Origin of the sequence: Enterobacter cloacae complex sp. XAL002, from assembly GCF_049236805.1 — a bacterium.
Lineage (GTDB): Bacteria > Pseudomonadota > Gammaproteobacteria > Enterobacterales > Enterobacteriaceae > Enterobacter > Enterobacter intestinihominis.
The window spans coordinates 26,066-48,996 of the sequence record NZ_JBMKJN010000033.1 but is presented as its reverse complement, the minus strand read 5'-3'; the positions used below and the strand labels follow the sequence as shown (position 1 = coordinate 48,996).

25 protein-coding genes are annotated in these 22,931 nt (G+C 57.0%); 6 read left to right on the top strand and 19 right to left on the bottom strand.

Annotated elements, in window-relative coordinates:
* Positions 1–104: 104 nt before the first annotated feature.
* From ACOT0L_RS21955 to ubiU, 3 genes are all read right to left on the bottom strand, one after another.
* Positions 105–1,112, bottom strand: coding sequence for a luciferase-like monooxygenase (locus tag ACOT0L_RS21955; RefSeq protein WP_022649512.1), 1,008 nt, complete (start codon positions 1,110–1,112; stop codon positions 105–107).
* Positions 1,113–1,189: 77 nt separating this feature from the next.
* A complete protein-coding gene (locus ACOT0L_RS21950; protein WP_023307058.1) occupies positions 1,190–2,068 on the bottom strand; it encodes a U32 family peptidase in 879 nt (292 codons plus the stop codon).
* Positions 2,069–2,075: 7 nt separating this feature from the next.
* Positions 2,076–3,071: a ubiquinone anaerobic biosynthesis protein UbiU gene (ubiU, locus tag ACOT0L_RS21945; RefSeq protein WP_003861773.1), complete on the bottom strand. Its 996-nt coding sequence runs from the start codon at positions 3,069–3,071 to the stop codon at positions 2,076–2,078.
* A gap of 221 nt (positions 3,072–3,292) precedes the next feature.
* Here ubiU and ubiT point away from each other — a divergent pair, with 221 nt between their 5' ends.
* The gene (gene ubiT, locus ACOT0L_RS21940; protein ID WP_023307057.1) at positions 3,293–3,817 is read left to right on the top strand and encodes a ubiquinone anaerobic biosynthesis accessory factor UbiT; all 525 of its coding nucleotides are present in this window, start codon (positions 3,293–3,295) and stop codon (positions 3,815–3,817) included.
* Complete coding sequence (locus tag ACOT0L_RS21935; RefSeq protein ID WP_022649509.1) at positions 3,811–4,314, top strand: GNAT family N-acetyltransferase; 504 nt, start codon at positions 3,811–3,813, stop codon at positions 4,312–4,314. Before ubiT ends, ACOT0L_RS21935 begins: the two co-directional genes overlap by 7 nt.
* Here the strand turns inward: ACOT0L_RS21935 and ACOT0L_RS21930 are convergent.
* The gene (locus tag ACOT0L_RS21930) at positions 4,301–4,630 is read right to left on the bottom strand and encodes a GIY-YIG nuclease family protein (protein ID WP_003861768.1); all 330 of its coding nucleotides are present in this window, start codon (positions 4,628–4,630) and stop codon (positions 4,301–4,303) included. The genes ACOT0L_RS21935 and ACOT0L_RS21930 overlap by 14 nt on opposite strands.
* A gap of 14 nt (positions 4,631–4,644) precedes the next feature.
* On the opposite strand from ACOT0L_RS21930, the gene ACOT0L_RS21925 reads away from it, so the two are divergent.
* Positions 4,645–5,079 (top strand): YhbP family protein, encoded by a 435-nt coding sequence (locus ACOT0L_RS21925; RefSeq protein ID WP_022649508.1) that lies wholly within the window; start codon positions 4,645–4,647, stop codon positions 5,077–5,079.
* On the opposite strand, the gene ACOT0L_RS21920 is transcribed toward ACOT0L_RS21925, so the two are convergent.
* Positions 5,059–5,577, bottom strand: a complete 519-nt coding sequence (locus ACOT0L_RS21920; protein ID WP_421637272.1) for a type 1 glutamine amidotransferase domain-containing protein — start codon at positions 5,575–5,577, stop codon at positions 5,059–5,061. The two genes, ACOT0L_RS21925 and ACOT0L_RS21920, sit on opposite strands and share 21 nt — an antisense overlap.
* A 128-nt stretch (positions 5,578–5,705) precedes the next feature.
* Here ACOT0L_RS21920 and ACOT0L_RS21915 point away from each other — a divergent pair, with 128 nt between their 5' ends.
* Complete coding sequence (locus ACOT0L_RS21915) at positions 5,706–6,350, top strand: NAD(P)H-binding protein (protein WP_022649507.1); 645 nt, start codon at positions 5,706–5,708, stop codon at positions 6,348–6,350.
* Between the two features lie 40 nt (positions 6,351–6,390).
* Positions 6,391–7,428 (top strand): permease, encoded by a 1,038-nt coding sequence (locus tag ACOT0L_RS21910; RefSeq protein ID WP_023307055.1) that lies wholly within the window; start codon positions 6,391–6,393, stop codon positions 7,426–7,428.
* A 50-nt stretch (positions 7,429–7,478) separates the two neighbouring features.
* Here ACOT0L_RS21910 and dolP read toward each other — a convergent pair whose 3' ends face one another.
* The 4 genes from dolP to ACOT0L_RS21890 are packed head-to-tail and all read right to left on the bottom strand — an operon-like array spanning position 7,479 to position 11,167.
* A complete protein-coding gene (dolP, locus tag ACOT0L_RS21905) occupies positions 7,479–8,054 on the bottom strand; it encodes a division/outer membrane stress-associated lipid-binding lipoprotein (RefSeq protein WP_022649505.1) in 576 nt (191 codons plus the stop codon).
* Between the two features lie 9 nt (positions 8,055–8,063).
* Entirely contained in the window at positions 8,064–8,654 is a 591-nt protein-coding gene (gene diaA, locus ACOT0L_RS21900; protein ID WP_003861754.1) for a DnaA initiator-associating protein DiaA, read from the bottom strand.
* A gap of 21 nt (positions 8,655–8,675) precedes the next feature.
* Positions 8,676–9,071 carry a YraN family protein gene (locus ACOT0L_RS21895; protein ID WP_022649504.1) on the bottom strand — a complete coding sequence of 132 codons (396 nt, stop codon included), beginning with the start codon at positions 9,069–9,071 and terminating at the stop codon, positions 8,676–8,678.
* Positions 9,029–11,167, bottom strand: coding sequence for a penicillin-binding protein activator (locus ACOT0L_RS21890; RefSeq protein ID WP_126504241.1), 2,139 nt, complete (start codon positions 11,165–11,167; stop codon positions 9,029–9,031). Before ACOT0L_RS21890 ends, ACOT0L_RS21895 begins: the two co-directional genes overlap by 43 nt.
* Positions 11,168–11,228: 61 nt before the next feature.
* On the opposite strand from ACOT0L_RS21890, the gene rsmI reads away from it, so the two are divergent.
* Positions 11,229–12,092: a 16S rRNA (cytidine(1402)-2'-O)-methyltransferase gene (gene rsmI / locus ACOT0L_RS21885; RefSeq protein WP_063146524.1), complete on the top strand. Its 864-nt coding sequence runs from the start codon at positions 11,229–11,231 to the stop codon at positions 12,090–12,092.
* 67 nt (positions 12,093–12,159) lie between these two features.
* Here rsmI and ACOT0L_RS21880 read toward each other — a convergent pair whose 3' ends face one another.
* The 10 genes from ACOT0L_RS21880 to agaV all read right to left on the bottom strand — a co-directional run bounded on the left by ACOT0L_RS21880 (position 12,160) and on the right by agaV (position 22,928).
* Positions 12,160–14,049 carry an enterotoxin gene (locus tag ACOT0L_RS21880; protein WP_126291458.1) on the bottom strand — a complete coding sequence of 630 codons (1,890 nt, stop codon included), beginning with the start codon at positions 14,047–14,049 and terminating at the stop codon, positions 12,160–12,162.
* Positions 14,050–14,065: 16 nt separating this feature from the next.
* Positions 14,066–15,238, bottom strand: a complete 1,173-nt coding sequence (locus tag ACOT0L_RS21875; RefSeq protein WP_126504243.1) for a MalY/PatB family protein — start codon at positions 15,236–15,238, stop codon at positions 14,066–14,068.
* Between the two features lie 12 nt (positions 15,239–15,250).
* A complete protein-coding gene (gene malX / locus ACOT0L_RS21870) occupies positions 15,251–16,822 on the bottom strand; it encodes a maltose/glucose-specific PTS transporter subunit IIBC (protein WP_022649499.1) in 1,572 nt (523 codons plus the stop codon).
* Between the two features lie 116 nt (positions 16,823–16,938).
* Positions 16,939–17,811, bottom strand: coding sequence for a tagatose-bisphosphate aldolase subunit KbaY (gene kbaY, locus ACOT0L_RS21865; protein ID WP_108367872.1), 873 nt, complete (start codon positions 17,809–17,811; stop codon positions 16,939–16,941).
* Between the two features lie 12 nt (positions 17,812–17,823).
* Positions 17,824–18,969, bottom strand: a complete 1,146-nt coding sequence (locus ACOT0L_RS21860; protein ID WP_126504245.1) for an SIS domain-containing protein — start codon at positions 18,967–18,969, stop codon at positions 17,824–17,826.
* A gap of 246 nt (positions 18,970–19,215) precedes the next feature.
* Positions 19,216–20,349 (bottom strand): N-acetylglucosamine-6-phosphate deacetylase, encoded by a 1,134-nt coding sequence (gene nagA / locus ACOT0L_RS21855; protein ID WP_063147853.1) that lies wholly within the window; start codon positions 20,347–20,349, stop codon positions 19,216–19,218.
* Positions 20,346–20,780, bottom strand: coding sequence for a PTS galactosamine/N-acetylgalactosamine transporter subunit IIA (agaF, locus tag ACOT0L_RS21850; RefSeq protein ID WP_032626392.1), 435 nt, complete (start codon positions 20,778–20,780; stop codon positions 20,346–20,348). The genes nagA and agaF overlap by 4 nt, the downstream gene beginning before the upstream one ends.
* Before the next feature lie 16 nt (positions 20,781–20,796).
* Positions 20,797–21,675, bottom strand: coding sequence for a PTS N-acetylgalactosamine transporter subunit IID (gene agaE / locus ACOT0L_RS21845; RefSeq protein ID WP_022649494.1), 879 nt, complete (start codon positions 21,673–21,675; stop codon positions 20,797–20,799).
* Positions 21,665–22,444 carry a PTS N-acetylgalactosamine transporter subunit IIC gene (gene agaW, locus ACOT0L_RS21840; protein ID WP_003861730.1) on the bottom strand — a complete coding sequence of 260 codons (780 nt, stop codon included), beginning with the start codon at positions 22,442–22,444 and terminating at the stop codon, positions 21,665–21,667. Before agaW ends, agaE begins: the two co-directional genes overlap by 11 nt.
* A 10-nt stretch (positions 22,445–22,454) precedes the next feature.
* Entirely contained in the window at positions 22,455–22,928 is a 474-nt protein-coding gene (agaV, locus tag ACOT0L_RS21835; protein ID WP_003861728.1) for a PTS N-acetylgalactosamine transporter subunit IIB, read from the bottom strand.
* Positions 22,929–22,931 lie beyond the last annotated feature (3 nt).

The window sequence follows — 22,931 nt, the reverse complement described above, 5'->3', positions numbered from 1 at the left end:
TCCCGGTCTGATCTGTTACCTATGTATCCGGTCATACACTACGCTTACCGGGCCTACAGGGATCGCGTAGGCCGGATAAGGCGAAGCCGCCATCCGGCAAAAAACTACCCCACCAACTCCTCTTTCACCTGCATCGCCAGATCAAATGAATGCAGACGCGCCTGATGATCGAAAATCTGGCCGTTGACCATAATTTCATCCGCCTGCGTTTCTCGTAGCACTGCCTCCAGACCGTGACGCACCTTCGCCTTATCACCCACCAGCGACATGCTCAGGGCCTGCTGCACGCCATACTGCTCGGAGGCCGACCACAGCTGATGCATATTTTCTACCGGTGGTGGCAACTGGCCCGTCTCGCCGCGACGCAGCTTCACAAACGCCTGCTGCATGGAGGTAAACAGGAATTCCGCGTCGCGGTTGCTGTCGGCGGCAATGATATTGATGCACACCATCGCATACGGCTTCTCAAGACGCTCGGAAGGCTTGAAGTTTGTGCGGTAGAGATGCAGAGCCTGATGCAGCATATCCGGTGCGAAGTGGGAAGCGAACGCGAACGGCAGCCCCAGCTGTGCGGCAAGCTGTGCGCTGTACAGACTTGAGCCTAACAGCCACACCGGGATTTTCTCGCCGTAGCCCGGCACCGGGCGCACGTGCGGGTTAGGATCGCTCGCATCGAACCAGTCTACCAGCTCCGCTACATCACGCGGGAAGTTGTCGATATCGCCGCTCATATGGCGACGCAGGGCGCGCATGGTCGGCTGGTCGCTGCCCGGCGCGCGGCCAAGACCCAAATCAATGCGACCGGGGTAGAGTGTATTCAGGGTGCCAAACTGCTCGGCAATCACCAGCGGGGCATGGTTCGGCAGCATCACGCCACCGGAGCCAAGGTGCAAAGTAGTGGTATTCGCCGCCAGATAGCCAATCAGTACTGAGGTGGCGGCGCTGGCGATGCCCACCATATTATGATGCTCCGCCAGCCAGTAGCGGTGATAGCCACGTTTTTCGGCAAGCTGAGCCAGATCCAGAGAGTGCGAAAAGGCTTCTCTTGCCGAGGAGCCTTGTGGAATCGGTGCCAGATCCAGCACCGAAAACGGAATGGTTTTGTCAGTCATAACAGCTCACTTTGTCGACGGTCAATCTTTAATACTGCATTAAAAAATGATAACCGTTGTTAACAAAGTGAGCTTTTTTACCCCTGCAATTCCAGCCCGGCGAGACGTTTCCAGTAACCGTTGCAGTCGCTGTTTGCCGTCAGCGGCAGCGGCGAGGCGCCGTTTTCGTTGGCACGGAAGGCGTCCAGCATGGTGAACACGCCGGTATCGAGCGGCGAAAGACGCACCATATCCACCAGCCCATGCATTGACGCCAGCTCGTTGCCGAGGTTATAGACGTAACCGCTCATAGTCTGAATGCCGTTGAGGACAAACACCTGCTGATTCTCCTGTGACAGCATGCTGCGTCCGTTCGGGTACTTAATGCAGCAGGTTTCACACTCGTCTTTCGGGCGATCTTCGGAACGCGCGGTGAAGCAGCGGGCAGAGTAGGCCAGCGGCAGATGGCCGTAGCTCAGCACTTCGACTTCAAACTGATTGCGAATGCCCAGCTCGTCACACTGATTTAGCAGGTTGACCAGCCAGTCGCGGGAGAGCTCAACCGGCATGCACCAGCGTGTCATCCCCTGTTTGAGCAGCAGGCGCAAGGTCACCGCGTTATAGCAGTTCAGCGCATGTCCGGCGACAAACGGCAGCTTACGCTCGGCGCACATGTTCACCACGCCCAGGTCGCTCGCCTCCAGCAGGAACTCACCGTTTTCGACGTAGCGCTTCAGCTCGCCCAGTTCAGAGGACGCCTGCACCAGCGCCAGCGTCGAGAGCACCACCTGCTTGCCGCTGCCGGCCAGGCTTTTCGCCATATCCAGCCAGTCGCCCACTTTGGTGGCGCGGCGCTTGCTGCACACCGCTTCGCCGAGGTAAATCACATCGGCGCTGCTGTTAGCCGCCTGCTGGTAAAAAACTTCCAGCGTCTCTTTTGGCCAGTAGTAAAGCACCGGCCCTAATGAATATTTCATGATTATCTCACTGCCATTTACGGTGATACGCGCCGAGCGTGGTTTGCGTGCCTTCGGACATCGCGCCGAGCGTCTCCATCCAGGCCGCCTGCGGGGCGTAGTTTTGCGGGTCCGCCATGCAGCGGTCGATGGCCTGACGCCACACCTTCGCCACCTGGCTCACGTAGGCCGGGCTACGCTGGCGGCCTTCGATTTTCACCGAGGCAATGTTGGCGGCCAGCAGTTCCGGCAGCAGCTCCAGCGTGTTGAGGCTAGTGGGCTCCTCCAGCGCGTGGTAGCGCTCGCCGTCCACCAGATAGCGGCCTTTGCACAGCGTCGGGTAGCCCGCGTTTTCACCGTCCTGATAGCGGTCGATTAACACATCATTCAGGCGCGACTCCAGTCCCTGCGGCGTTTGCTGCCAGCGAACGAAGCGGGCAGGCGAGCAGGCACCGACGGTATTTGGCGATTCCCCGGTAAGATAGGAAGAAAGATAGCAGCGGCCTTCGGCCATGATGCACAGGCTGCCGAAGGCAAAAACCTCCAGCGGCACTGGCGTGACGCGCGCCAGTTGCTTAACCTGATGAATAGAGAGCACGCGCGGCAGCACCACGCGAGCCACGTCAAAGTGTCGATGATAAAAACGCACGGCCTCTTCATTGGTGGCCGATGCCTGAACAGAGACGTGGCGCTCAATATGCGGATAACGTTCTGCCGCATACTCAAGCATAGCGAGGTCGGCCAGGATCAACGCATCGGCGCCCAGCTGGGCCGCCATATCCACGGCGCGCTGCCAGCGGGCGTAGCCATCAGGATGGGCAAAGGTATTGATGGCGATGTGCAGTTTGCGCCGGTGCTGGTGAACGAAGTTAACGGCTTCCTGAAGCTTTTTCTCCGTAAAGTTAAGACCCGCAAAATGGCGGGCATTGGTATCATCTTTCAGCCCGATATAGACCGCATCGGCCCCATTTTCGATGGCCGCCTTAAGCGCCGGAAGGTTTCCGGCAGGGCAGAGCAGCTCCATAATTTATCCCGATGTTGTCGATCGCAGGGATCGTAAAAAATGTTAACGAGCTGGGATTTTAATTAACCCATACGCGACAATTTTTGATTTAAGGCAGCTAATGGCGTATTGATGGCACCAATAATGAGGTATACCGGACAACGGTTTGTTGATTTACGCCGCTATCTTCTTGTCGGGATATGGCAAAATAGCAGGACTATAGCTATCAGGGAGTAAAGCTCGTGCTGGATAAACTGCGTTCACGTCTCGTACAATTTGGCCCATCAATGCTGAGCGTGCCGGTAAAACTGGCGCCGTTCGCGCTTAAACGCCAGGTGCTGGAACAGGTACTGAGCTGGCAGTTCCGCCAGGCGCTACAGGACGGTGAGCTTGAGTTTCTGGAAGGCCGCTGGTTAAAGATTGAAGTACGCGATATCGGGTTGCGCTGGTTTACTTCCGTAGAGAACGATCGGCTTATCGTCCGTGAAACCGCCGAGGCGGATGTCAGCTTTAGCGCGGATGCCAGCGATCTGCTGATGATCGCCGCGCGCAAACAGGATCCGGACACCCTCTTCTTCCAGCGTCGTCTGGTGATTGAAGGCGACACGGAGCTCGGTCTGTACGTCAAAAATTTAATGGATGCCATTGAGCTGGAGCAGATGCCGAACGCACTGCGTATGATGTTGATGCAAATGGCAGATTTCGTTGAGGCCGGGCTAAAAACCCCGCCGGACAGTAAACACACTTCAGTAGGTGAACCATGCTGATTCGAGTCGAAATTGGGATTGATGCGCCGGGTATCGATGCGTTGTTACGCCGCTCTTTTGCAGGCGACGCCGAAGCTCAACTGGTTCACGATCTTCGCGAAGATGGCCTGATTACGCTGGGCCTGGTTGCCACCGACGATGAGGGGCAGGTGGTCGGCTACGTGGCGTTCAGTCCGGTGATTGTGCAGGGCGAAGAGTTACAGTGGGTCGGCATGGCGCCGCTGGCGGTGGATGAAAACTACCGTGGACAGGGCCTGGCACGCCAGCTGGTCTATGAAGGGCTGGATTCCCTGAATGAATTCGGCTATGCCGCTGTCGTCGTTCTGGGCGATCCGGCGTTCTACGAGCGTTTAGGCTTTGAGCCAGCGTCCAGATACGATCTGCGCTGCCACTGGCCAGGCACGGAAACATCTTTCCTGGTACATCCTCTGGCGGACGATTCGCTCGACGGCGTTACCGGTCTGGTGGAGTACCACGATCATTTCAATCGTTTTTAAGCAGGCTTTCGCGTAGCGCCTCGAAAGAGCCGTCCCCGTTGACGAGACGCTCTTTCTGGCGCTTCGTCAGCTGCTTGATGCGGTATTCCAGCCTGAGCGCCAGGGATCTGTCGCCCACGGCGGCTGAAAACGCCAACTGAAGTTCACCTTTCCCCCGCAGTGCTTTCGCCCCTTTTCCCGTTTGATGTTGTAAAAAACGCCGTGCCACATCGGTAGTGATCCCGGTGTAGAGTGCGTTATCAGCGGTTCGGACAAGATAGAGAAACCAGCACACGGTAAACAGATTCAGTATGTTAAGGTGAACGCACCATAGCATGAGAGAGAGCGAAAATGGAAACACTGGCCGCCATTAACCGCTGGCTGGCAAAGCAGCATGTTGTGACCTGGTGCGTCTGTAAAGACGAGGAGATGTGGTGCGCAAATGCCTTTTATTACTACGATCCCGAGCGCGTGGCCTTTTACGTGATGAGCGAAGACAAAACGCGGCATGCGCAGATGACGGGCCAACAGGCAAAAGTGGCGGGCACGGTAAATGGTCAGCCTAAAACCGTTGCGCTGATCCGCGGGGTCCAGTTCAAAGGCGAAATTCGTCGCCTGGAAGGTGAGGAAAGCGACGCCCAGCGTAAACGCTATACGCGCCGCTTCCCGGTGGCCGCAGCGCTAAAAGCCCCGGTGTGGGAAATCCGCCTCGATGAGCTGAAATTTACCGACAACACCCTGGGCTTTGGCAAGAAGCTGCACTGGTTACGCACCGAGCAGGCGTAGCGCTTCGCGGTTAAACGCTGGAAGATCGTCCGGCGTACGGCTGGTGATCAGCTGATCGTTATCGTTCACCACTTCCTGATCGTAGAACTCGGCACCGGCGTTTTTCAGATCGATAACGATCGGTTTCACCGCGGTGAGCTTACGCCCGCGTACCACCTCGGCGCTGATCAGCAGCTGCGGACCGTGGCAAATGGCAAACACCGGTTTACCGGTGCCGACGAAGTCACGGGTAAAGGTGACGAAACGCTCGTCCCCGCGCAGGGAATCCGGTGAATGGCCGCCCGGTAACAGCAGGGCGTCGAAATCCGACGGGCTGACGTTATCAATGGATTCGTCAATGGTCACGCTGGCTTCACCCTTGTGGCCCTTCACGGTTTTACCCGCTTCTTTTTCGATGGTGACCACCTCGTGGCCCGCCTTGCGGAATGCCTCTGCTGGCGACGTAAATTCTGAATCGTCAAACTCGTCGGTAATCAAGACTGCGATTTTTTTACCCATGCTTCCTCCGTTGTTTTCGCTTCAGACTGTTTTTTTCCCGTTTGTGGTAAATACTTACCGGTAACAGACTTTTAAGTGTGGTAGAGCAGGCCCAGATCGCAAACGGACAATTCTGTAAAGGGGACAAGATGAGTCAGGTACTGATTACCGGCGCAACCGGGCTGGTGGGTGGACATCTGCTGCGGCTGCTGATCCAGGATCGGCATATCAACTATATCGCCGCCCCGACGCGTCGCCCGCTGTTGGATATCACCGGCGTCTATAACCCGCACGATCCCCAGCTTACCGACGCGCTGGCGCAGGTGCAGGATCCCATTGATATCGCCTTTTGCTGCCTTGGCACCACCCGACGGGAAGCGGGCAGTAAAGAAGCCTTTGTCCATGCAGATTACACGCTGGTGGTAGATACCGCCCTGACGGCCAAGAAGCTGGGTGCTAAGCATTTCCTGGTGGTCAGCGCGCACGGCGCGAACGCAGGCTCGCCGTTTTTTTACAACCAGGTGAAGGGCAAAATGGAAGAGGCGTTAATCGCGCAGCAATGGGAGCGCCTGACCATCGTACGGCCTTCCATGCTGATGGGCCACCGCGACGAACGGCGTTTTAACGAGTCTTTTTTCGCTCCGCTGTTTCGCATCCTGCCCGGTAACTGGAAGTCCATCGAGGCGCGGGATGTCGCGCAGGCGATGCTGAAAGAGGCACTGGCTCCGTCGCAAGAGGGGGTTAATATTATCCCTTCGGCAAAACTGCGTGAAATCGCGCAGGGCGAGGCGTAAACTTCCCCGGCTTATTAAATAACACCTTCCGGGGAATGGTATGACTGGTCAGTCTTCATCTCAGGCGGCAACACCTGTTCAGTGGTGGAAGCCCGCACTCTTCTTTCTCGTGGTCATCATTGGCCTCTGGTATGTGAAATGGCAGCCGTACTACGGTAAAGCCTTCACCGCCGCCGACACCCACAGCATCGGTAAATCGATTCTCGCGCAGGCCGATTCCAGCCCGCTTCGCGCGGCGTGGGATTACGCAATGGTCTATTTTCTTGCCGTCTGGAAAGCGGCGGTATTGGGCGTATTGCTGGGCTCGCTGATTCAGGTACTTATCCCGCGTAACTGGCTGATAAAAACCCTGGGACAACCGCGCCTGCAGGGCACGCTGCTGGGAACGATTTTCTCCCTGCCGGGCATGATGTGCTCCTGCTGCGCTGCACCGGTGGCGGCGGGTATGCGCCGACAGCGCGTGTCGATGGGCGGCGCGCTTGCCTTCTGGATGGGTAACCCCCTGCTGAACCCGGCAACGCTGGTGTTTATGGGCTTCGTTCTCGGCTGGCATTTCGCGTTTATCCGTCTGGCGGCTGGCCTGCTGACGGTGGTGCTTGTCGCTACGCTGGTGCAGCACCTGGTGAAAGACAACGAGGCCGGGCCTGCCTCCGTTGAGCTGGACCTCAGCGATCCGCAGGGCAGTTTCTTAGCTCGCTGGGGCAAAGCGCTGTGGCAGCTTTTCTGGAGCACAATCCCGGTCTATATCCTGGCCGTACTGGTGCTCGGGGCGGCGCGCGTCTGGCTGTTCCCGCATGCGGATGGCGCTATCGACAACACGCTGATGTGGGTGATTGCGATGGCGGTGGCCGGTTGCCTGTTTGTGATCCCAACCGCGGCGGAGATCCCGATTATTCAGACCATGATGATGGCTGGCATGGGTACCGCACCGGCGCTGGCGCTGCTCATCACGCTGCCGGCGGTGAGCCTGCCGTCGCTGATCATGCTGCGTAAGTCATTCCCGGCGAAAGCGCTGTGGCTGACGGCGGGGCTGGTGGCGTTGAGCGGAGTGATTGTGGGGAGTATGGCGCTGGTGTGAAAGAAAGCCCGGTGGCGCTGGCGCTTACCGGGCTTACAGTCAGGTGTGAATTACTTGATATAAGTAAAGGCTGTGGTGACGTGCTTCACGCCGCTCACCCGGCTGGCGATATCCGCCGCCGCTTTCCCTTCACGTTCTGTCACCAGGCCCAGCAGGAACACTTCGCCGTTCTCAGTGGTTACTTTCACGTTTGAGGATTTCACCTGGTCGGTACCCAGCAGCTGGGAACGCACTTTGGTGGTGATCCAGGTATCAGATGACGCGGTGCCGAGACCAATCGGCTGGCCCTGGCGGATCTCGTTAAACACTTCCGCCGTACCTTCTACGCCCATCGCGATCTGTTTGGCGCGCGAGGCGAGTTCAGGGGTTGGCGCCTGGCCTGCCAGCAGAACTTTACCCTGATAAGCCGTCACGTTAATGCGTGCTTCCTTCTTGATCTGTTCGTCTTTCGACAGCGCACTGTTTACGCGCAGCTCAAGCGTACCGTCATCCACCTGCGTCCCAACGGTACGCGGATCGGTCGCTGCTTTGGTGCCGACCGCTGCGGTACCGACTACAGCGGCAGCGATGCATCCCTGAAGCAGTAATGCAGACATCACGACTGCAAGGGCCGATAAAACCTTCATGAGAACTCCTTAATCATCCTGGTGAGGGAAAAGCGTGTTATCGATCAGATCGCATAAGCAGTTCACCGTGAGCATATGCATCTCCTGGATGCGGGCGCTACGGTGCGAAGGAATGCGGATCTCCACATCCTGCGGCCCCAGCAGGCCAGCCAGCTCACCGCCGTCGTAACCGGTCAGGGCGACAATCGTCATGTCCCGGGTTACTGCCGCTTCAACCGCCTTAACGATATCCCGGCTGTTACCGCGCGTGGAGATCGCCAGCAGCACGTCTCCGGCATGGCCTAAGGCGCGCACCTGCTTGGCGTAAATTTCGTCATGCAGACGATCGTTGGCAATCGCAGTTAAGACCACGTTATCGGTGTTTAGTGCAATGGCTGGTAAACTCGGTCGCTCGGTTTCGAAGCGATTGATCATGCTGGCAGCAAAATGCTGTGCGTTGGCGGCGGACGTGCCATTGCCACAACAGAGGATTTTGTTGCCGTTGAGCAGCGACTGAACCAGCGTCATCGCTGCACGCGAGATCGCGTCCGGAAGGGCTTCCGCTGCGGCAATCTGCGTTTGAATGCTTTCTGTGAAGCACACTTTTATTCGTTCGAGCACGGTATCCCTTTAAAATCTTATTTATGCGTCTTCGCCAAACGCGTTTTTAAGCCAGTCGATCGCATTTCCGGTGAAGGCTACCACATCGAAACGGCAATCCACAGTATCAAAACTCCCATTATGGCGGGCAAGCCACAAGTGGGCAGTCTGTAATAATTTTTGTTGTTTGGCGAGCGTCACGCTGGCGGCAGCACCGCCAAAACGGGACGACTGTCGGTAGCGTACTTCAACAAACACGATGGTTTGACCGTCTTTCATAATCAGGTCAATCTCGCCGCCGCGCCCGCGAACGTTGGCGGCGACAAAGCGCAGTCCTTTGCCTTCAAGCCAGCGGCGCGCTTTTAGCTCCCACGCGTCGCCGGTCTCTTTGCGGCTTAACTGGCCGGGACGATCTGCCCCTGCTGGTATTTGAGCCATGATAACTTCCTGTTAATCACACAATCCTGATCGGCGGTCAGATCGCCGGTATTCCCGTTAAGCTCAAAGCCCGGTACCTGGCGCATCTGGGTAAAGTGGTTTGCCAGCGCCCAGGCATCGACGCCCATCGCGTACAGACGCGCCAGGGAATAATCATTGCGCACCGCGCCCAGCGCCTGCTGCATCAACAGCGGGTTGCTGCCTGCCAGCATAGGGATCTCGCTGTATTGCAGTCCTTCCATTTCCAGACGGAAATCCGGGCCTGCGGTACCCTGTGCGCTGCGGGAGCTGGCGTAGAGCGTTGCGCCGCTCTGGCTGCCGTTACGCATGGCGATCATTGGTTTGATAAAGGCGATCTCTTCCGGCGTAGCGACGATGTATGCCGAATCCACTTTACCGCCGCCGCTGATTTGCGCGTCGGTAGGGGGGGCTGGGATCGTCAGACCGCCGATGGTGACGCTCTGCTGCTGCGGCAGGCTGGCGGATACCGGGCTACCGTTGAGGGCAATACCTGCCCCGCCGTTCACGCCCGCTCTCAGTTCGGAAGCTGAGCCAAATTTCTGCTGCAACACCACGCCACCGCCAAGGGTCTGCCACTCTTGCGCAAAGGCGTTGGCAACGCGGTCGCCCAGCGTGCTGCGTGGGATCAGCAGCAGCGGCGCCTGCTTGCCCTGCTCGTGAATATGACGGGCCGCATCGCGGGCTTCATCCTCCGGAGAGAGGGCGAAGTAACAGATATTGGCGCGGTTCTGAACCTGCTCAGGCTGGTTAAGCGCAAGCACGTTCAGCGTGGTGTTGCTCTTCATCAGCGCTTCCACGTTGTTTTTCAACAGCGGGCCGACAACGATGCTGGCCCCGTCCTGCTGAACCTGCGCCAGCACCTGGTCAAGCGGCTGGGCGCTGGTGTCGTAGATTTTCAACTCTGCACCAGGGTCAGCGCTGGTGGTGGCCACAGCCTGCGGCTGGGCTGCTGGCTGCTGTTCCGGCTGCGCGGTTTGCGGCTGAGGTTGTTCTGCCGTCGCGGGCGCCGGGGTTTCAGCCGGGGCCTGTGTTGCCGCAGGCGCTGAGGTAGCGGGTTGCGTCGTTGGGGCGGTAACCGGATTCTGCATGGTGCCCTGGGCAGGGGTTTGCGGGGTGGTCAGGTCGCTGGTTTCGGCGGCTGACGGACTGACGACGTCATTCACATTCGCCGCCTGTGCTGCCTGCGCCGGAACGGCGCTGCCGGTGACGGCGGTAGTGCCGTTTTTCGCGGCTTCAAAACCTTGCTGAATGGCGCGGCCAAACACCGCTGCCTGGCCGTTTAACGGCAGCAGCAGGGCGATTTTGCTGGTGGAGGCGGGCTTAAAGTTTTGCACGTTCACCAGCTGCGTTGGCAGCATTTTTGCTCCCGGGTTTTGCGGGTAGCGCTTTTGCCAGTCGGTAATGCCGGCTTTCAGCATGTTCGGATCGCTGCGGTTGTTGAACCACATCTGTTGCAGATCCAGCCAGCCTTGCAGGACATTTTCATCGGCGTTGATCACCAGCGCTCTGGCCTGATCCTGGGTCATGGAGGCGAGTGCCTGCCAGGTTGCGTCAATATTTTTCTGCTTGTCCGCACCCGCGAGCAGAGGCTCCTGGGCAATCAGCGCGCGGAGAAGCGTCAGGGAGGGGCGACCCTGCTCAGCGGTGATACCGGCCTGCCAGAAACGGGCCTGCTGATTCTTATCCAGCGCGCTCAGTTCGATAGTGCCCAGGATCTTCTTCGCGCCGTCGAAATCTTTCTGAGCGACCTTCAGTTCTGCCGACAGCAGCGTCTGCTCATGGCGCTGATCGTCGTTAAGATCCTGCGGCAGCTGGCTGAACAGCTCGGCGGCCTGCTGGGTTTTTCCTTCCTTCAGCAGTGCACGAATGGCGAGTAATTGCCAGTTGATCCTGGTATCATTTGAACTCTGCGACATTTGTTGCAGATAAAAGCCAGAATCAGCCTGAGCGGATCCCTGCATATGAGCAGTGCTCTGGTCGGGTGCCTGAGTGCCGCAGCCTGTAAAGATCAGAGCTGCCAGCAGGAGGGGCACGCTGTGCGCGGCTTTTTTACGAAGAAACGTTAACGGTACCATACTGTATCCAGTGATTTTTTTACGCAATGCTCAATATTAAATCGGCAATACGGACGAAACAATGAAACAACACGAAACGGCAGATAATTCTCAAGGCCAGCTTTATATTGTACCTACTCCTATCGGGAATTTGTCTGATATTACCCAACGTGCACTCACTGTATTGCAAGCTGTTGATTTAATTGCTGCTGAAGACACCCGTCATACCGGTTTACTGCTGCAGCACTTTGCCATTAACGCCCGTCTGTTTGCCCTGCACGATCACAATGAGCAACAAAAAGCCGAAACGCTGGTGGCGAAGCTGAAAGAAGGGCAGAACATCGCGCTGGTCTCCGATGCGGGTACGCCGCTTATCAACGATCCGGGTTACCATCTGGTGCGCACCTGCCGTGAAGCAGGGATCCGCGTTGTGCCGCTGCCGGGGCCGTGTGCTGCTATTGCCGCATTAAGTGCGGCGGGCCTGCCGTCCGATCGTTTCTGCTACGAAGGTTTCCTGCCTGCTAAATCCAAAGGCCGTCGCGACGTGTTAAAGGATCTGGAAGCAGAGCCGCGTACCCTGATTTTTTACGAATCAACCCACCGCCTGCTGGAAAGCCTGGAGGATATGGTTACCGTCTGGGGCGAATCCCGCTACGTGGTGCTGGCGCGCGAGCTGACCAAAACCTGGGAAACCATTCACGGCGCGCCGGTTGGCGAACTGCTGGCATGGGTGAAAGAGGATGAGAACCGCCGCAAGGGCGAAATGGTGCTGATTGTCGAAGGGCATAAAGCGCAGGAAGACGCCCTGCCTGCCGATGCGCTGCGTACGCTGGCCCTGCTACAGGCTGAACTCCCCCTGAAAAAAGCGGCGGCGCTGGCGGCGGAGATCCACGGCGTGAAGAAAAATGCGCTGTATAAATATGCGCTGGAGCAGCAGGGGGAGTAAGCCCCTGCCGCCTGTTTTGCCGGGTGGCGGCTTCGCCTTACCCGGCCTACACCGTGTCAAAGCCTCACTATTTTCCCGGCATCGCCTCAAACACCAGCGTTTCCAGCGGTTGCAGCGTAATCACCACAGCGTTTTTATACTCCTCTGGTACGGTCGAATTACTGCCGTACACGGCTTTCAGGGTAAACTGCGAGCGCTCTCCTGCCGGGATCTCAAAATCTTTGGTTAAATCCAGGTAGTAACGTTGCGGCTTATCCGACGGGTTGCGTAAACCAAAAATCGCTTTGTCTTTACTCCATGAGGCCCAGCCGTAAACCTCAAGCGAAGTTGGGTCACCGCCAATCCAGTGCGTATCCACCAGCACGCTGGCATTCTCACGCGACCACTTCGCCGCCTGTGCCAGGGTGTCCCACTTCGCCTTGTTAAGCATGGACGGCGTGATGTACAGCTCCTGAAGTTGAGTTCCGGTCGCGAAGTAGCTCCAGACCTGATCGGCAAAATCACCGTCCGTTTGTACTTTCTCCAGTCCATAGTAAGCGTTCTCTGCACTGACGATCCCGTGGTACATCAGGGAGTTCAGCGGGAACAGCGGGCCTTTGCGTACGATGGAGCGATAAGTTTCGGCATCCCGGTAGGTCATCCACTGCTGCACTGGCGTGCCGGGACCGTACAGGTTGATATCATCGCCCTGACGCCAGATTGAATCAGCATAGAACAGCCAGGACGGGCTCGCGTCGGTCCCGGTGGTCAGGTTGATAAACAGGTTCGGGTTTGCGCTGCGCATGTTGTGCAGCAGGGCAATGGACGCGTCAAAATCCGATGCAAATGGGCTGCCCTTGATATGCGAATTGGCGTTACCCATTCCGTCGAGCTTGAACGAGGTAATGTGCTCGTTTTTGATCAGCTTAATGATCTGATCGTTAAAGTTTTTAAAGTAGTTCGGCCCCGACAGCGCCAGCTTGCCGTCTACGGTTTCGAAACCATACTCTTTTGCATGCGAGACGCGAATATCGCGCGGCTTGTTGTAACCGCCCCACGGTGAAAGCCACAGCCCAACCGAGCTATGCAGGCTATCGGCTTTTTCCCTGACTTTGCCAAAACCGTTGCTGAATGCCGGGCCAAACAGCCAGCGTCCGGTGCGATCGTCCCAGCCATCGTCCAGCAGGAACGCGTCCAGCGCCACCCCGCGTCCGGCAATAAATTCTTTATTCCATTCGTCCATCCGCCCAATGACATCCTGCTCGGAGTAAGGAGTAAAGAAGCCAATGTCCATCCAGCTGTTGTAGTGCAGATAAGGCTTATAAGGCCGCGGGCGCACGGCATCGATAAACTGGTTTACGCTGCGCCGCAGCTGATTAGTTTCCGGGAAAGTGCCGAACCAGGTGGTAAAACTGACCGGTGTCTCAGGCAGAATTGGCGTTTTCAGCTCCACGTTGAGGTTCGTGGTGGCTTCATAAGCGTAAGTATTCACAATCGGTTTGTCTGGCAGGATGAAGAACGAGTCGGCCACGATTGGCGAGCTGTTAATCGCCCCGTCAACGTAAGGTGCCTGAGACTGCTTCTTCGTCGGGAAGAAGGTCATTTTCGCTACGTCCCGCGGCTGCCCGACGGCGGCGATGGTGTAGCCGATGCTGGCGTATTTTCCCTTCACCAGGTTCAGTTTCACCGTTACGTTAAAATCCGGATGCGTAAAGTCGATGACTATCGCGTTGCCCTGCTTTTCGACGTGCTTGATTTTGAAATCAGCGGTGTGGATTTTTGTTTCATCCGGCAGTGTCAGAAAGAACAACTCCTGTGGCGTGAGCGGATGGTTAGCTTTGCTGTCCGTTACCACTACCGTTGCATTTGCATCATCAAACGAAAGGGCAATATTGTTGTTACTGAGCGCGTAGTTTGCTGCCGCCGCGCCATGAGAAACACAGAGAGCCAGCAGCGAGAGAGTGAGCCTTGTTTTCATCGGGGTAAGATCCTTATCAGTAATGCTTCAGCATTCGGTTGATGGACTGTTCCAGCCAGTAGCGCTGGGTGCCGAAGTTAATACGCAGGTAGTTTTCGCCGTTTTGTACGTAGTGGCTGCCATCTTCGATGACCACGCCAGCCTGTTTGGCGAAATGTTGGGTTAGCGCCGTCGCACTGCGATCGTCCGCACTGACGTCTATCCAGGCGAGATACGACGACTCCGGGCTCATCATCTTCCATGCAGGGAAGTGGGTCTGGATGGCATCCGCAAGGTAGCGGGCATTGCCGCGCAGATAACCATTCAGCGCGTCGAGCCATGGCAGACCTTGCTGATAGGCCAGAATAATCCCCCACACGCCGAAGATATTCGGCGAGGTAATGGAGTTCTTCTCCAACTGCTGGCGGAAACGCTGGCGCAGCGAATCGTCTGGAATCATTGAGTAGGATGTTTTTAGCCCGCCAAGGTTGAAGGCTTTATTGGGGGAGGTCAGCACAATCAGGTTGTCCTGGGCGGCACAGCCCGAAGTCAGACAGCTGACGAATGTACCGTCCAGAATGTGCTCGGCGTGAACCTCATCAACCACCAGAATCGTGCCGTAGCGCTTACAGAGATCGGACACCTGGCGTATCTCATCCGCGCGCCAGATGCGGCCCGAGGGGTTATGCGGCGAGCAGAAAAACCACAGTTTTGGACGGTGAGTTTTGAGCTGAACTTCAATCAGATTAAAATCCAGCTGATAGCGGTTTTCCTTCACGCTCAGCGGATTTGCAAGCACCCGCACGCCCTGTCGCTGTGTCGCCATCGCAAACGGGTCATACACCGGGGTGTTCATCATCACGCAGTCGCCGGGATTGCAGAACGCCTGAACCGTATAGTGCAGCGTAGAAACGGTGCCGTAGGTCAGGGTGATCCATGACTTATGCACCTCAACCTGATGACGGGTGCGCTGGAAGGCGATGACCGCATCGTAGAATTCGTCGAAGCACCAGGTGTAACCGAAGGTGCCATGCTCCACGATGCGCTGAAAGCCTTCAATCACGGCGGGTGGCGAGGTGAAATCCATGTCTGCTATCCACAGCGGGATAAATCCCTCCGGGACATCACCGAAACGCGAACACACAAACGCATGATCCCATTTACGGCATTTATCGCTTTTACGCTCAATGATTCTGTCGAAATCAAACACAACGACCCCCTGTTAAATTAAGGCTTCAATGCCGGATTTGACGCTCTGCACCTGCGGGCCGATGATCACCTGAACACTGTGGGCATCAAGCACCACGACTGACAAGGCGCCAGCGGCCTTCAGCGCCTGCTGGTCGATAAGCCCCATATCTTTCACCACCAGACGTAAGCGGGTAATGCAGTTGTCGAGCGACTCAATATTCTCTTTACCGCCAAGCGCGCGAAGAATAAGCCCATGATCGTATTTTGATTTTCCACGTGCCCGGGTATTGGCTTCCACCGCCTGGAGCGCACCCTGCGCGTCAACCTCACGGCCTGGCGTTTTTATATCGTGCTTGAGGATGTACCAGCGGAAGACGAAGAAGTAGATAGCAAACCAGGCAATACCCACCGGGAACAGCAGATACCATTTGGTCGACATCCCCTGCATGACGCCGAAGATCAGCAGATCCAGAATACCGCCGTCAGTGTTGCCGATGGTGACGCCGAGCAGCGCCATCACCATCAGCGCCAGGCCAGACATAACGATATGAAACGCGTAAAGCACAGGGGCAATAAACAGGAACAGGAACTCAATCGGCTCTGAAATACCCGTGACAACTGAAACCAGCACGCCTGAAAGCAGCAGCCCTTTAATCACCGGACGGTTTTCCGGGCGCGCGGTGCGGTAGATAGCGTAAGCCACGGCAGGCAGGCCGAAGATAAAGGTCGGCATAAACCCTTGCGATAAAAATGCCGTAACGTGCGGGCTAAACGGCAGACCCGCTTTCAGCTCGGCGTAGAAAATGTTCAGCGCACCGGCCACTTCCTGGCCGTTAACCATCTCAATGCCGCCCGCCGGGGTGAAGCGCACCATCGCCAGCAGAATGTGATGCAGGCCAAAAGGTTTGAGTAGCAGCACGCCCACGCCATACAGGAACGGCCCAAAGACGCTGGTGCTCTGGATGATATGACCAATCCCGGCAATGCCCATTGCCACATATTCCCACAGCAGGGGGATGACCAGGCCGACCAGCGACAGGGTGAGGGCGGTAACAATCGGAACAAAACGAATGCCGCTAAAGAAGGCAAATGCGTCGTGCAGCACCGTGTCCTGGAAGCGTTCGTGCAGGAAGTAGGTGATCACCCCTACCACAATGCCGCCGAGCACGCCCATCTCCAGCGTTTGAATGCCAAGCACGATGGATTGTCCCACCTGTCTCATGGTGGCGGCATCCGCAAGCTGGTGGGTGGCGGTCAGGTAGTAGTTGATGCTCATGTTCATCAGCATGTAACCAACGAATCCGGCAAAAGCGCCCACCGCTTTATTACGCCTGGCAAGGCCCATTGGGATCGCCATGGCAAACATCAGCGGCAGATAGGTAAATGCAAAGCCGCCGACCATGGCGATAAAACCAAAGGTGAGCTGCGTTAACTCGCCGCCCAGAAAGGGAAAACTTTTGATGGTGGAAGGGCTGGTGACAGAACTACCGATACCTAACAACAACCCCATAAAGGCCAATAGCGAAACCGGGAACATAAACGTCTTTCCCAGGCTCTGGAAAAACTCCCACGCTTTCGATTTAAACGACTTTTCCTGTGTCATGTAGGGACTCCTCGGATTTTTAGGATAATGGAAGGCGCTGTCCGGCTTAAGGACGCGCCTTCATATTTGCGAGGCTTATAGTTATTTTTTAGGTACTAACGTTATGCGCGATGGGTTCAGGCTTCAGCCGGAAGCAGCAGCCGGTTCGCCGAGCCGCAAACGGTGATTTTGCTTCTGACCACCTCTTTCATGGCATCCATGCCGACGCGCATGTAGAAGCGCGGATCGTTGCCCTGTGGGTTCTCGGCAAACCAGGCTTTGACTGCGTCAGAGAAGGCGATTTTCAGCTCTGTTGCGACGTTAACTTTGCAGACGCCCAGCTCAATGGTGCGGCGCACATCCTCATCCGGAACATCGCTCGCACCGTGCAGTACCAGCGGCACTGTCACTACCTCGCGGATCTCGGCCAGCCGCTGGAAGTCGATTTTTGGGCGTTTGGTATAGAGGCCGTGCGCGGTTCCGATGGCAACGGCGAGGCTGTCCACGCCTGTCAGTTCGACAAAGCGTTTTGCTTCCTGCGGGTCGGTCAGGAACGCGCTTTCGGCGTCGACGCTCATGTCATCTTCCATTCCACCCAGTCGGCCCAGTTCGGCCTCGACGCTACAGTCGTTGAGGTGACAGAAATCGACGACCGATTTCACCAGCTTGACGTTTTGTTCGAAGGGGTAATGGCTACCGTCGATCATTGCGCTACGTACGCCGGCATGGACTTTGCGGCGAATGTCATCCAGCGATTCGTGGTGATCGAGGTGTAGCGCCAGCGGCATGTCATAAGTAAGGGAATATGCGCTGCACAGGGCGTAGATCTCTTCCAGCGCAATATGTTTAAACGTCCCCGGCGTACCCGCGAGGATCACCGGGGATCGCATTTCGCTACAGACTTCGAGGATCGCCTGGATCGTCTCGGCGTTATGAATGTTAAAGGCCGGAACGGCATAGCCCTTTGCCTGTGCGTCCTGCAAAAGATATTTGGTGGAAATAATACTCATGAGCCTGTCCTCTTAAGCCTGCCACGGATGAATAACGACGCCCTGGACCACACGGTTAACCGTACCGCTGGCGGATGGCGTATCTGGCGTATTGCCAACGTGCAGAGACTGGGTCAGTGCGAAGACCTGGGCGTACATCAGGAAGCAGAACGCCTGCTCCATATCGTTAAATGAACGAGAAGGCGGCAGCAGGATATGCGGGCCAGCTTCAATGACCGGATCCGTTTCGGCTGCAATGGCTACTACCCGCATAGCCTGACGATCGCGACGCAGCTCGGCGAGCAGATCCAGATCGTACTGACGCGTGTACGGATGGCTGGAGACAAACACGACGACCAGCGTTTCGCTGTCCACCAGCGACTTAGGCCCGTGACGGAAACCCGTTGGCGAATCGTAGAATGCCGCCAGTTTGCCGGCGGTCAGCTCCAGCACTTTCAGCGCAGACTCCCGTGCGGCGCCCTGTAATCCACCGCTGCCCAGATAAACAATGCGTTTCCACGGTTCGTTACCAAAGACGCCGGGGCTGAAATCGCCAAGCGATGTGAGGATCGCCTGACAGCGATCGGACACGTTCCGGAACGTTTTGCTGTTGATCGTTTCCGGTGCGAATACCGCCAGGCAGCTCGCCATCATGGTGGTGATGCTGCTTGTCATCGCGAACCCGCGATCGTGCGTTTCGGCTGGCATGAGCAGAGCGCAGGCGTTATCGCTGTCGACGGCATTCTGGTACAGGCTGCCCGCTTCATTACAGGTGATCGACAGGTGGTAGCACTCCGGTACGAACTGATTCGCCAGCTCAACGGCGGCGACGCTCTCCGGGCTATTGCCAGAACGGGCGAAAGAGACCAGAAGCAGCGGGTGCGCAGGGCTGAAATAATCCATCGGGTTGGTGACCAGATCGGTCGTAGGTATCGCGGTGATGTTTTTCCCCGTGTGGCTGGCAAGCCATGGCGCAATGATGTCGCCGATAAAAGCGGACGTGCCCGCGCCGGTCAGAACGATCCGCAGATCGGGCTTGCGCAACAGTGGTGTCAGAAAACTGTCGATCGACGCGCGCAGGTTATCAATATTGTTGAGCGAGCGAAGCCAGCTGGCTGGCTGCTGGCGGATCTCTTTTTCGGTCCAGGTGCCGGTGGCGGCGGTAGTGGTTTGTGGCATAACTCAGTCCTTAGTCGTGTGAATTCCACATCAGACGCTGGCAAACGTGTCGCTATCTTTCGTTTCGTTTCACTTGTTCACTTTAGCTGTTAAATAAAATCTATAGAAAAGAAATCAAAAGTTCAATGGCGTAAAAGAAATAAAACGAAAAGTGTGATCGCGAAAGGAAAGGAGAAAATCAAGGAAAGGAAAAGAAAGGCCTTACGATCGTCTTCCGTAAGGCCAACAGGGCACACTGTGAAAGGGCTACAGGGAAAGAGCCTGACCCTGGATCCAAATCTGCCGGAGGTGTAAACCCGCATCCAGTGCAATAATATTGGCGCGTTTGCCAGGCGCTAACGATCCCAGCAAGTGATCCATACCGAGCAGACGGGCGGGATGCAGTGAAGCCATATGGATAGCTTGCTCTGGGGCGACCCCCGTATGCTCCACCATATTTCGCACGGCGGCATCCAGCGCGAGCGTGCTGCCCGCCAGCCCGCCTGAGGCCGTGCGGACAACGCCGCCCTGCATCTCGACACTTTCACCACACAACGTATAGCCCCCATCAGGCATACCCGCCGCCTGCATGGCATCGGTAATCAGCACCGTACGATCCTTCGCGCAGCAACAACACAGCCGCATGGCTCCAGGATGAACGTGATGCCCGTCGGCAATAAGCTCCAGCCACGCGCGTGGGTCCGTAAGGCCAGCGCCAACCATGCCGGGCTCCCGGTGGTGTAACCCCGTCATGCCGTTGTAGCAGTGCACCAGCCCGGCTGCGCCTGCATCAAATGCGGCCAGGGTTTGCGCGTATGTAGCGGCGCTGTGGCCCAGCATGACGCGTATCGCTTTTTGCTTGAGGTGATGGATCGCCTTCAGGGCTTCCGCTTTTTCCGGAGCAAGCGCCACTACCCGCAGCGTGTTCTGCGAAACCGCAATCAGATCATCAAGTTCCGCGAGATCCAGTTCGCGAAACAGTCCTTGCGGATGTGCCCCTTTGTTCTGCGGCGTAAAGTACGGGCCTTCCAGATAGCTGCCCAGGACCTGCGCACCGGGGCCACCGACATGACAGCGTCGGGCAATGCGCCGTAACGCGCTATGGATCGCCTCCAGCGGAGCGGTGACGGTGGTAGGCAGAAACGCCCCCACGCCTTCACGCGCTTTATGCATGGCTAACCGGTCCAGCACGTCGGGGGCATCATCCATCACATCCACACCCGCGCCGCCGTGGACGTGGATATCAATGTATGCCGGGCAAAGCAGGTCTGCCTCGCGGGTGTTAACCCCTGCCGGAATCGGCTCGATGGCGGTGATGACGCCTCTATCCATGCGCAACTGATGGTCATCCAGCCAGCCCTGCCCGGTAAGCAGACGACGCGCGCGCAGCAGCTGGCTCATATCCCTTCCTCGGCGGGCGCTTCCTCGCGACAGCGTGCAAGCTCATCCACCAGGCTGGTCAGGCCGCGATGGCCGCACTCCAGCGCCTGCAAACGAAATGCTTCACTGCTTAACCCGTCGCGCTCCAGAACCATCTCCAGCAAAAGCTGGAGATTGGTGCCGGTGATCACTTCGCTGCCGGGGTGTTGCATCGCGAGGGTAGAGGCCACACGAAACGGCGTACCGCCGAGAAGATCGGTGAGAAACACGATATCGTGCTCTGCGTCCAAATCATTCACTGCCTGCTCAAGCTGCGCGGTCAGCCGCGCAGTGGTGGAGCTTTCCGGAAAATCGATGGCGATAAACTGCGGCTGTTCGCCGAGGATTTGCTTCATCGCCTGTTCCAGCCCGCTGGCAAAACCGCCATGACCCGTCAAAATAATGCCTAACATCGCAACCTCTTTGCTTTTACAGGAAGTGACAGAATTTACCGACAACGCCCAGCACCACGGTGATACCAATCAGGCGCAGCGGGCTCCAGCCACGGCGTACCAGCCAGAACATGGTCAGGGTGTAGACCAGCGGCAGAAAGGCGGGCATCAGTTTGTCGATCACGTCGGTTTGCAGTTTGACGACCGCATCCCCGGCTTTAATCTCGAGTGTGGTATTCAGGCGCACATAGGTTGCCACCAGCGCACCAATCACCGTCATCCCGACAATGGACGCAGCATGACCAACCTTTTTGGTGTTGGCCTTGATCAGCGGGATCGCGGCGACCCCCATCCGGTAGGCATAGTGCGCCAGACCAAAACGCAGGCCGAGATGCACCACGTTAAACAGCACGATAAAGACCACGGCGCCAAGAATGGATCCCTGTAGCGCCAGGCTGGCGCCAATCCCCCCGCAAATAGGCAGCAGGGTTAGCCAGAACATGGCGTCACCAATGCCACCGAGCGGTGCACCGACGGCAATTTTAGTGCTCTGGATGCTGTTCACATCCTGCTTGGAACGCTCCATTGCCAGAATAATGCCGATGACGAAGGTCACCAGGAACGGGTGGGTGTTAAAGAAGCCCATATGGCCTTTCATGGCGCGCGCCAGGTCCCGCTTATTGGTGTGGATCTTTTTCAGCGCGGGCAGTAGCCCATACAGCCAGCCGGAGGCCTGCATTCGCTCGTAGTTGAACGAGGCCTGTAGCAGCATGGAACGCCAGGCGACACGGTTAATATCCTTTTTCGTTAGCTCAGCGCCAATACTCTGGTCTTCGTAGACGTTTTCATTCACGCCGGTCAGCAGCGTCTCTTCACTTTCAGACACGCCCGGCAGGGTGGTTGGATTAGATGCCATCTTCAAATTCCTCTTTCTGGGCCGCAGGCGCCGTCGGTTCAGGCGATTTGCGCAGCAGGTCGATCAGCGCCATCGCCAGCGCAGCCGCGGCAATCGCCAGCACCGGCAGTTTCAGCCAGGCCGCGGCGACAAAGCCGATAATGAAGTAAGGGATGTAGACGTTTTTCATCATGATCTTCAGCAGCACGGCGAAGCCGATCGCTGGCATGATGCCGCCCGCGACGCCCAGACCGTCGATCAGACGTTCCGGCAGGACATCAATGGCGGTTTTCGCGTGTTCAGCCCCGAAGTAGATGGGCAGAAACGCACACAGGAAGTAGAAGACGCCGAGCGCCAGCAGTGCCAGATAGTTGACCCGTTCAATACCACGGGTGTCTGCGTTAGCCGCCATGCGATCGCAGCGGGACATCACGCCGGACATCACCGAGAAGAGGAAAGTGATCCCCATCTGAACCGCCACGGCAAACGGCACGGCGACCCCAACCGCGACATCCGGTTTCACGCCTGTGGTAATGGCAAATGTGGTGCCAACGATGGTGCCGATAATCACGTTTGGCGGCTGCGCACCCGCCAGCGGCGCGAGACCCATCCAGACCAGTTCTAACGTACCGCCGGTCAGAATTCCGGTGTGCAGATCGCCCAGAATCAGGCCAACCAGTGGCCCGAGCACCACCGGACGGTGCATGTGTGTTAAGCCGTTAAACATATCCAGGCCCGCGATAAAGGCGAGAAGCCCCAGCGCGAAAGCCTGCAACAGACTGATTTCCATTGTGAATCCCTCAGAGCAGTTTAAAGAGATCCAAAGCAGTCTCTGTTGGAACGCCCTGAACGAAGCATTCCACTCCGGCCGCCTTCAGGCCGTTAAACGCGGCGATATCGTTCGCGTCTACAGATACCGTTTTGGCAATTTGCTGTTTGCCACTGGCGTAATGCATATTTCCGACGTTGATACGGGTGATGGGCACGCCGCCCTCGACCAGCGTTAAAAAATCAGCCGGTGTTTTACAAACCAGCAGAATTTTCTGCCGATCGGCGGCGCGATGAATGTTGTCGATCACTTTTTGCAGGGACCAGAAACGCACGGCGATGCCTTCCGCAAGCACCATCTCCATCAGGTTTTGCTGAACCGGATCGTCTGCAACCTCGTCATTTGCCACCAGCACCAGGTTCGCCCCCGCAAACCCCACCCACTGTACGCCCACCTGACCGTGGATCAGGCGTTCATCAATGCGGCATAAGACAATGTTTGGCATAGC

Coding starts and splice junctions, on each gene's coding strand:
- ACOT0L_RS21955 (WP_022649512.1), bottom strand. CDS start 1,112: ATGACTGACAAAACCATTCCGTTTTCGGTGCTGGATCTGGCACCGATT.
- ACOT0L_RS21950 (WP_023307058.1), bottom strand. CDS start 2,068: ATGAAATATTCATTAGGGCCGGTGCTTTACTACTGGCCAAAAGAGACG.
- ubiU (WP_003861773.1), bottom strand. CDS start 3,071: ATGGAGCTGCTCTGCCCTGCCGGAAACCTTCCGGCGCTTAAGGCGGCC.
- ACOT0L_RS21935 (WP_022649509.1), top strand. CDS start 3,811: ATGCTGATTCGAGTCGAAATTGGGATTGATGCGCCGGGTATCGATGCG.
- ACOT0L_RS21930 (WP_003861768.1), bottom strand. CDS start 4,630: ATGCTATGGTGCGTTCACCTTAACATACTGAATCTGTTTACCGTGTGC.
- ACOT0L_RS21925 (WP_022649508.1), top strand. CDS start 4,645: ATGGAAACACTGGCCGCCATTAACCGCTGGCTGGCAAAGCAGCATGTT.
- ACOT0L_RS21920 (WP_421637272.1), bottom strand. CDS start 5,577: ATGGGTAAAAAAATCGCAGTCTTGATTACCGACGAGTTTGACGATTCA.
- ACOT0L_RS21915 (WP_022649507.1), top strand. CDS start 5,706: ATGAGTCAGGTACTGATTACCGGCGCAACCGGGCTGGTGGGTGGACAT.
- ACOT0L_RS21910 (WP_023307055.1), top strand. CDS start 6,391: ATGACTGGTCAGTCTTCATCTCAGGCGGCAACACCTGTTCAGTGGTGG.
- dolP (WP_022649505.1), bottom strand. CDS start 8,054: ATGAAGGTTTTATCGGCCCTTGCAGTCGTGATGTCTGCATTACTGCTT.
- ACOT0L_RS21895 (WP_022649504.1), bottom strand. CDS start 9,071: ATGGCTCAAATACCAGCAGGGGCAGATCGTCCCGGCCAGTTAAGCCGC.
- ACOT0L_RS21890 (WP_126504241.1), bottom strand. CDS start 11,167: ATGGTACCGTTAACGTTTCTTCGTAAAAAAGCCGCGCACAGCGTGCCC.
- rsmI (WP_063146524.1), top strand. CDS start 11,229: ATGAAACAACACGAAACGGCAGATAATTCTCAAGGCCAGCTTTATATT.
- ACOT0L_RS21880 (WP_126291458.1), bottom strand. CDS start 14,049: ATGAAAACAAGGCTCACTCTCTCGCTGCTGGCTCTCTGTGTTTCTCAT.
- malX (WP_022649499.1), bottom strand. CDS start 16,822: ATGACACAGGAAAAGTCGTTTAAATCGAAAGCGTGGGAGTTTTTCCAG.
- kbaY (WP_108367872.1), bottom strand. CDS start 17,811: ATGAGTATTATTTCCACCAAATATCTTTTGCAGGACGCACAGGCAAAG.
- ACOT0L_RS21860 (WP_126504245.1), bottom strand. CDS start 18,969: ATGCCACAAACCACTACCGCCGCCACCGGCACCTGGACCGAAAAAGAG.
- nagA (WP_063147853.1), bottom strand. CDS start 20,349: ATGAGCCAGCTGCTGCGCGCGCGTCGTCTGCTTACCGGGCAGGGCTGG.
- agaF (WP_032626392.1), bottom strand. CDS start 20,780: ATGTTAGGCATTATTTTGACGGGTCATGGCGGTTTTGCCAGCGGGCTG.
- agaE (WP_022649494.1), bottom strand. CDS start 21,675: ATGGCATCTAATCCAACCACCCTGCCGGGCGTGTCTGAAAGTGAAGAG.
- agaW (WP_003861730.1), bottom strand. CDS start 22,444: ATGGAAATCAGTCTGTTGCAGGCTTTCGCGCTGGGGCTTCTCGCCTTT.
- agaV (WP_003861728.1), bottom strand. CDS start 22,928: ATGCCAAACATTGTCTTATGCCGCATTGATGAACGCCTGATCCACGGT.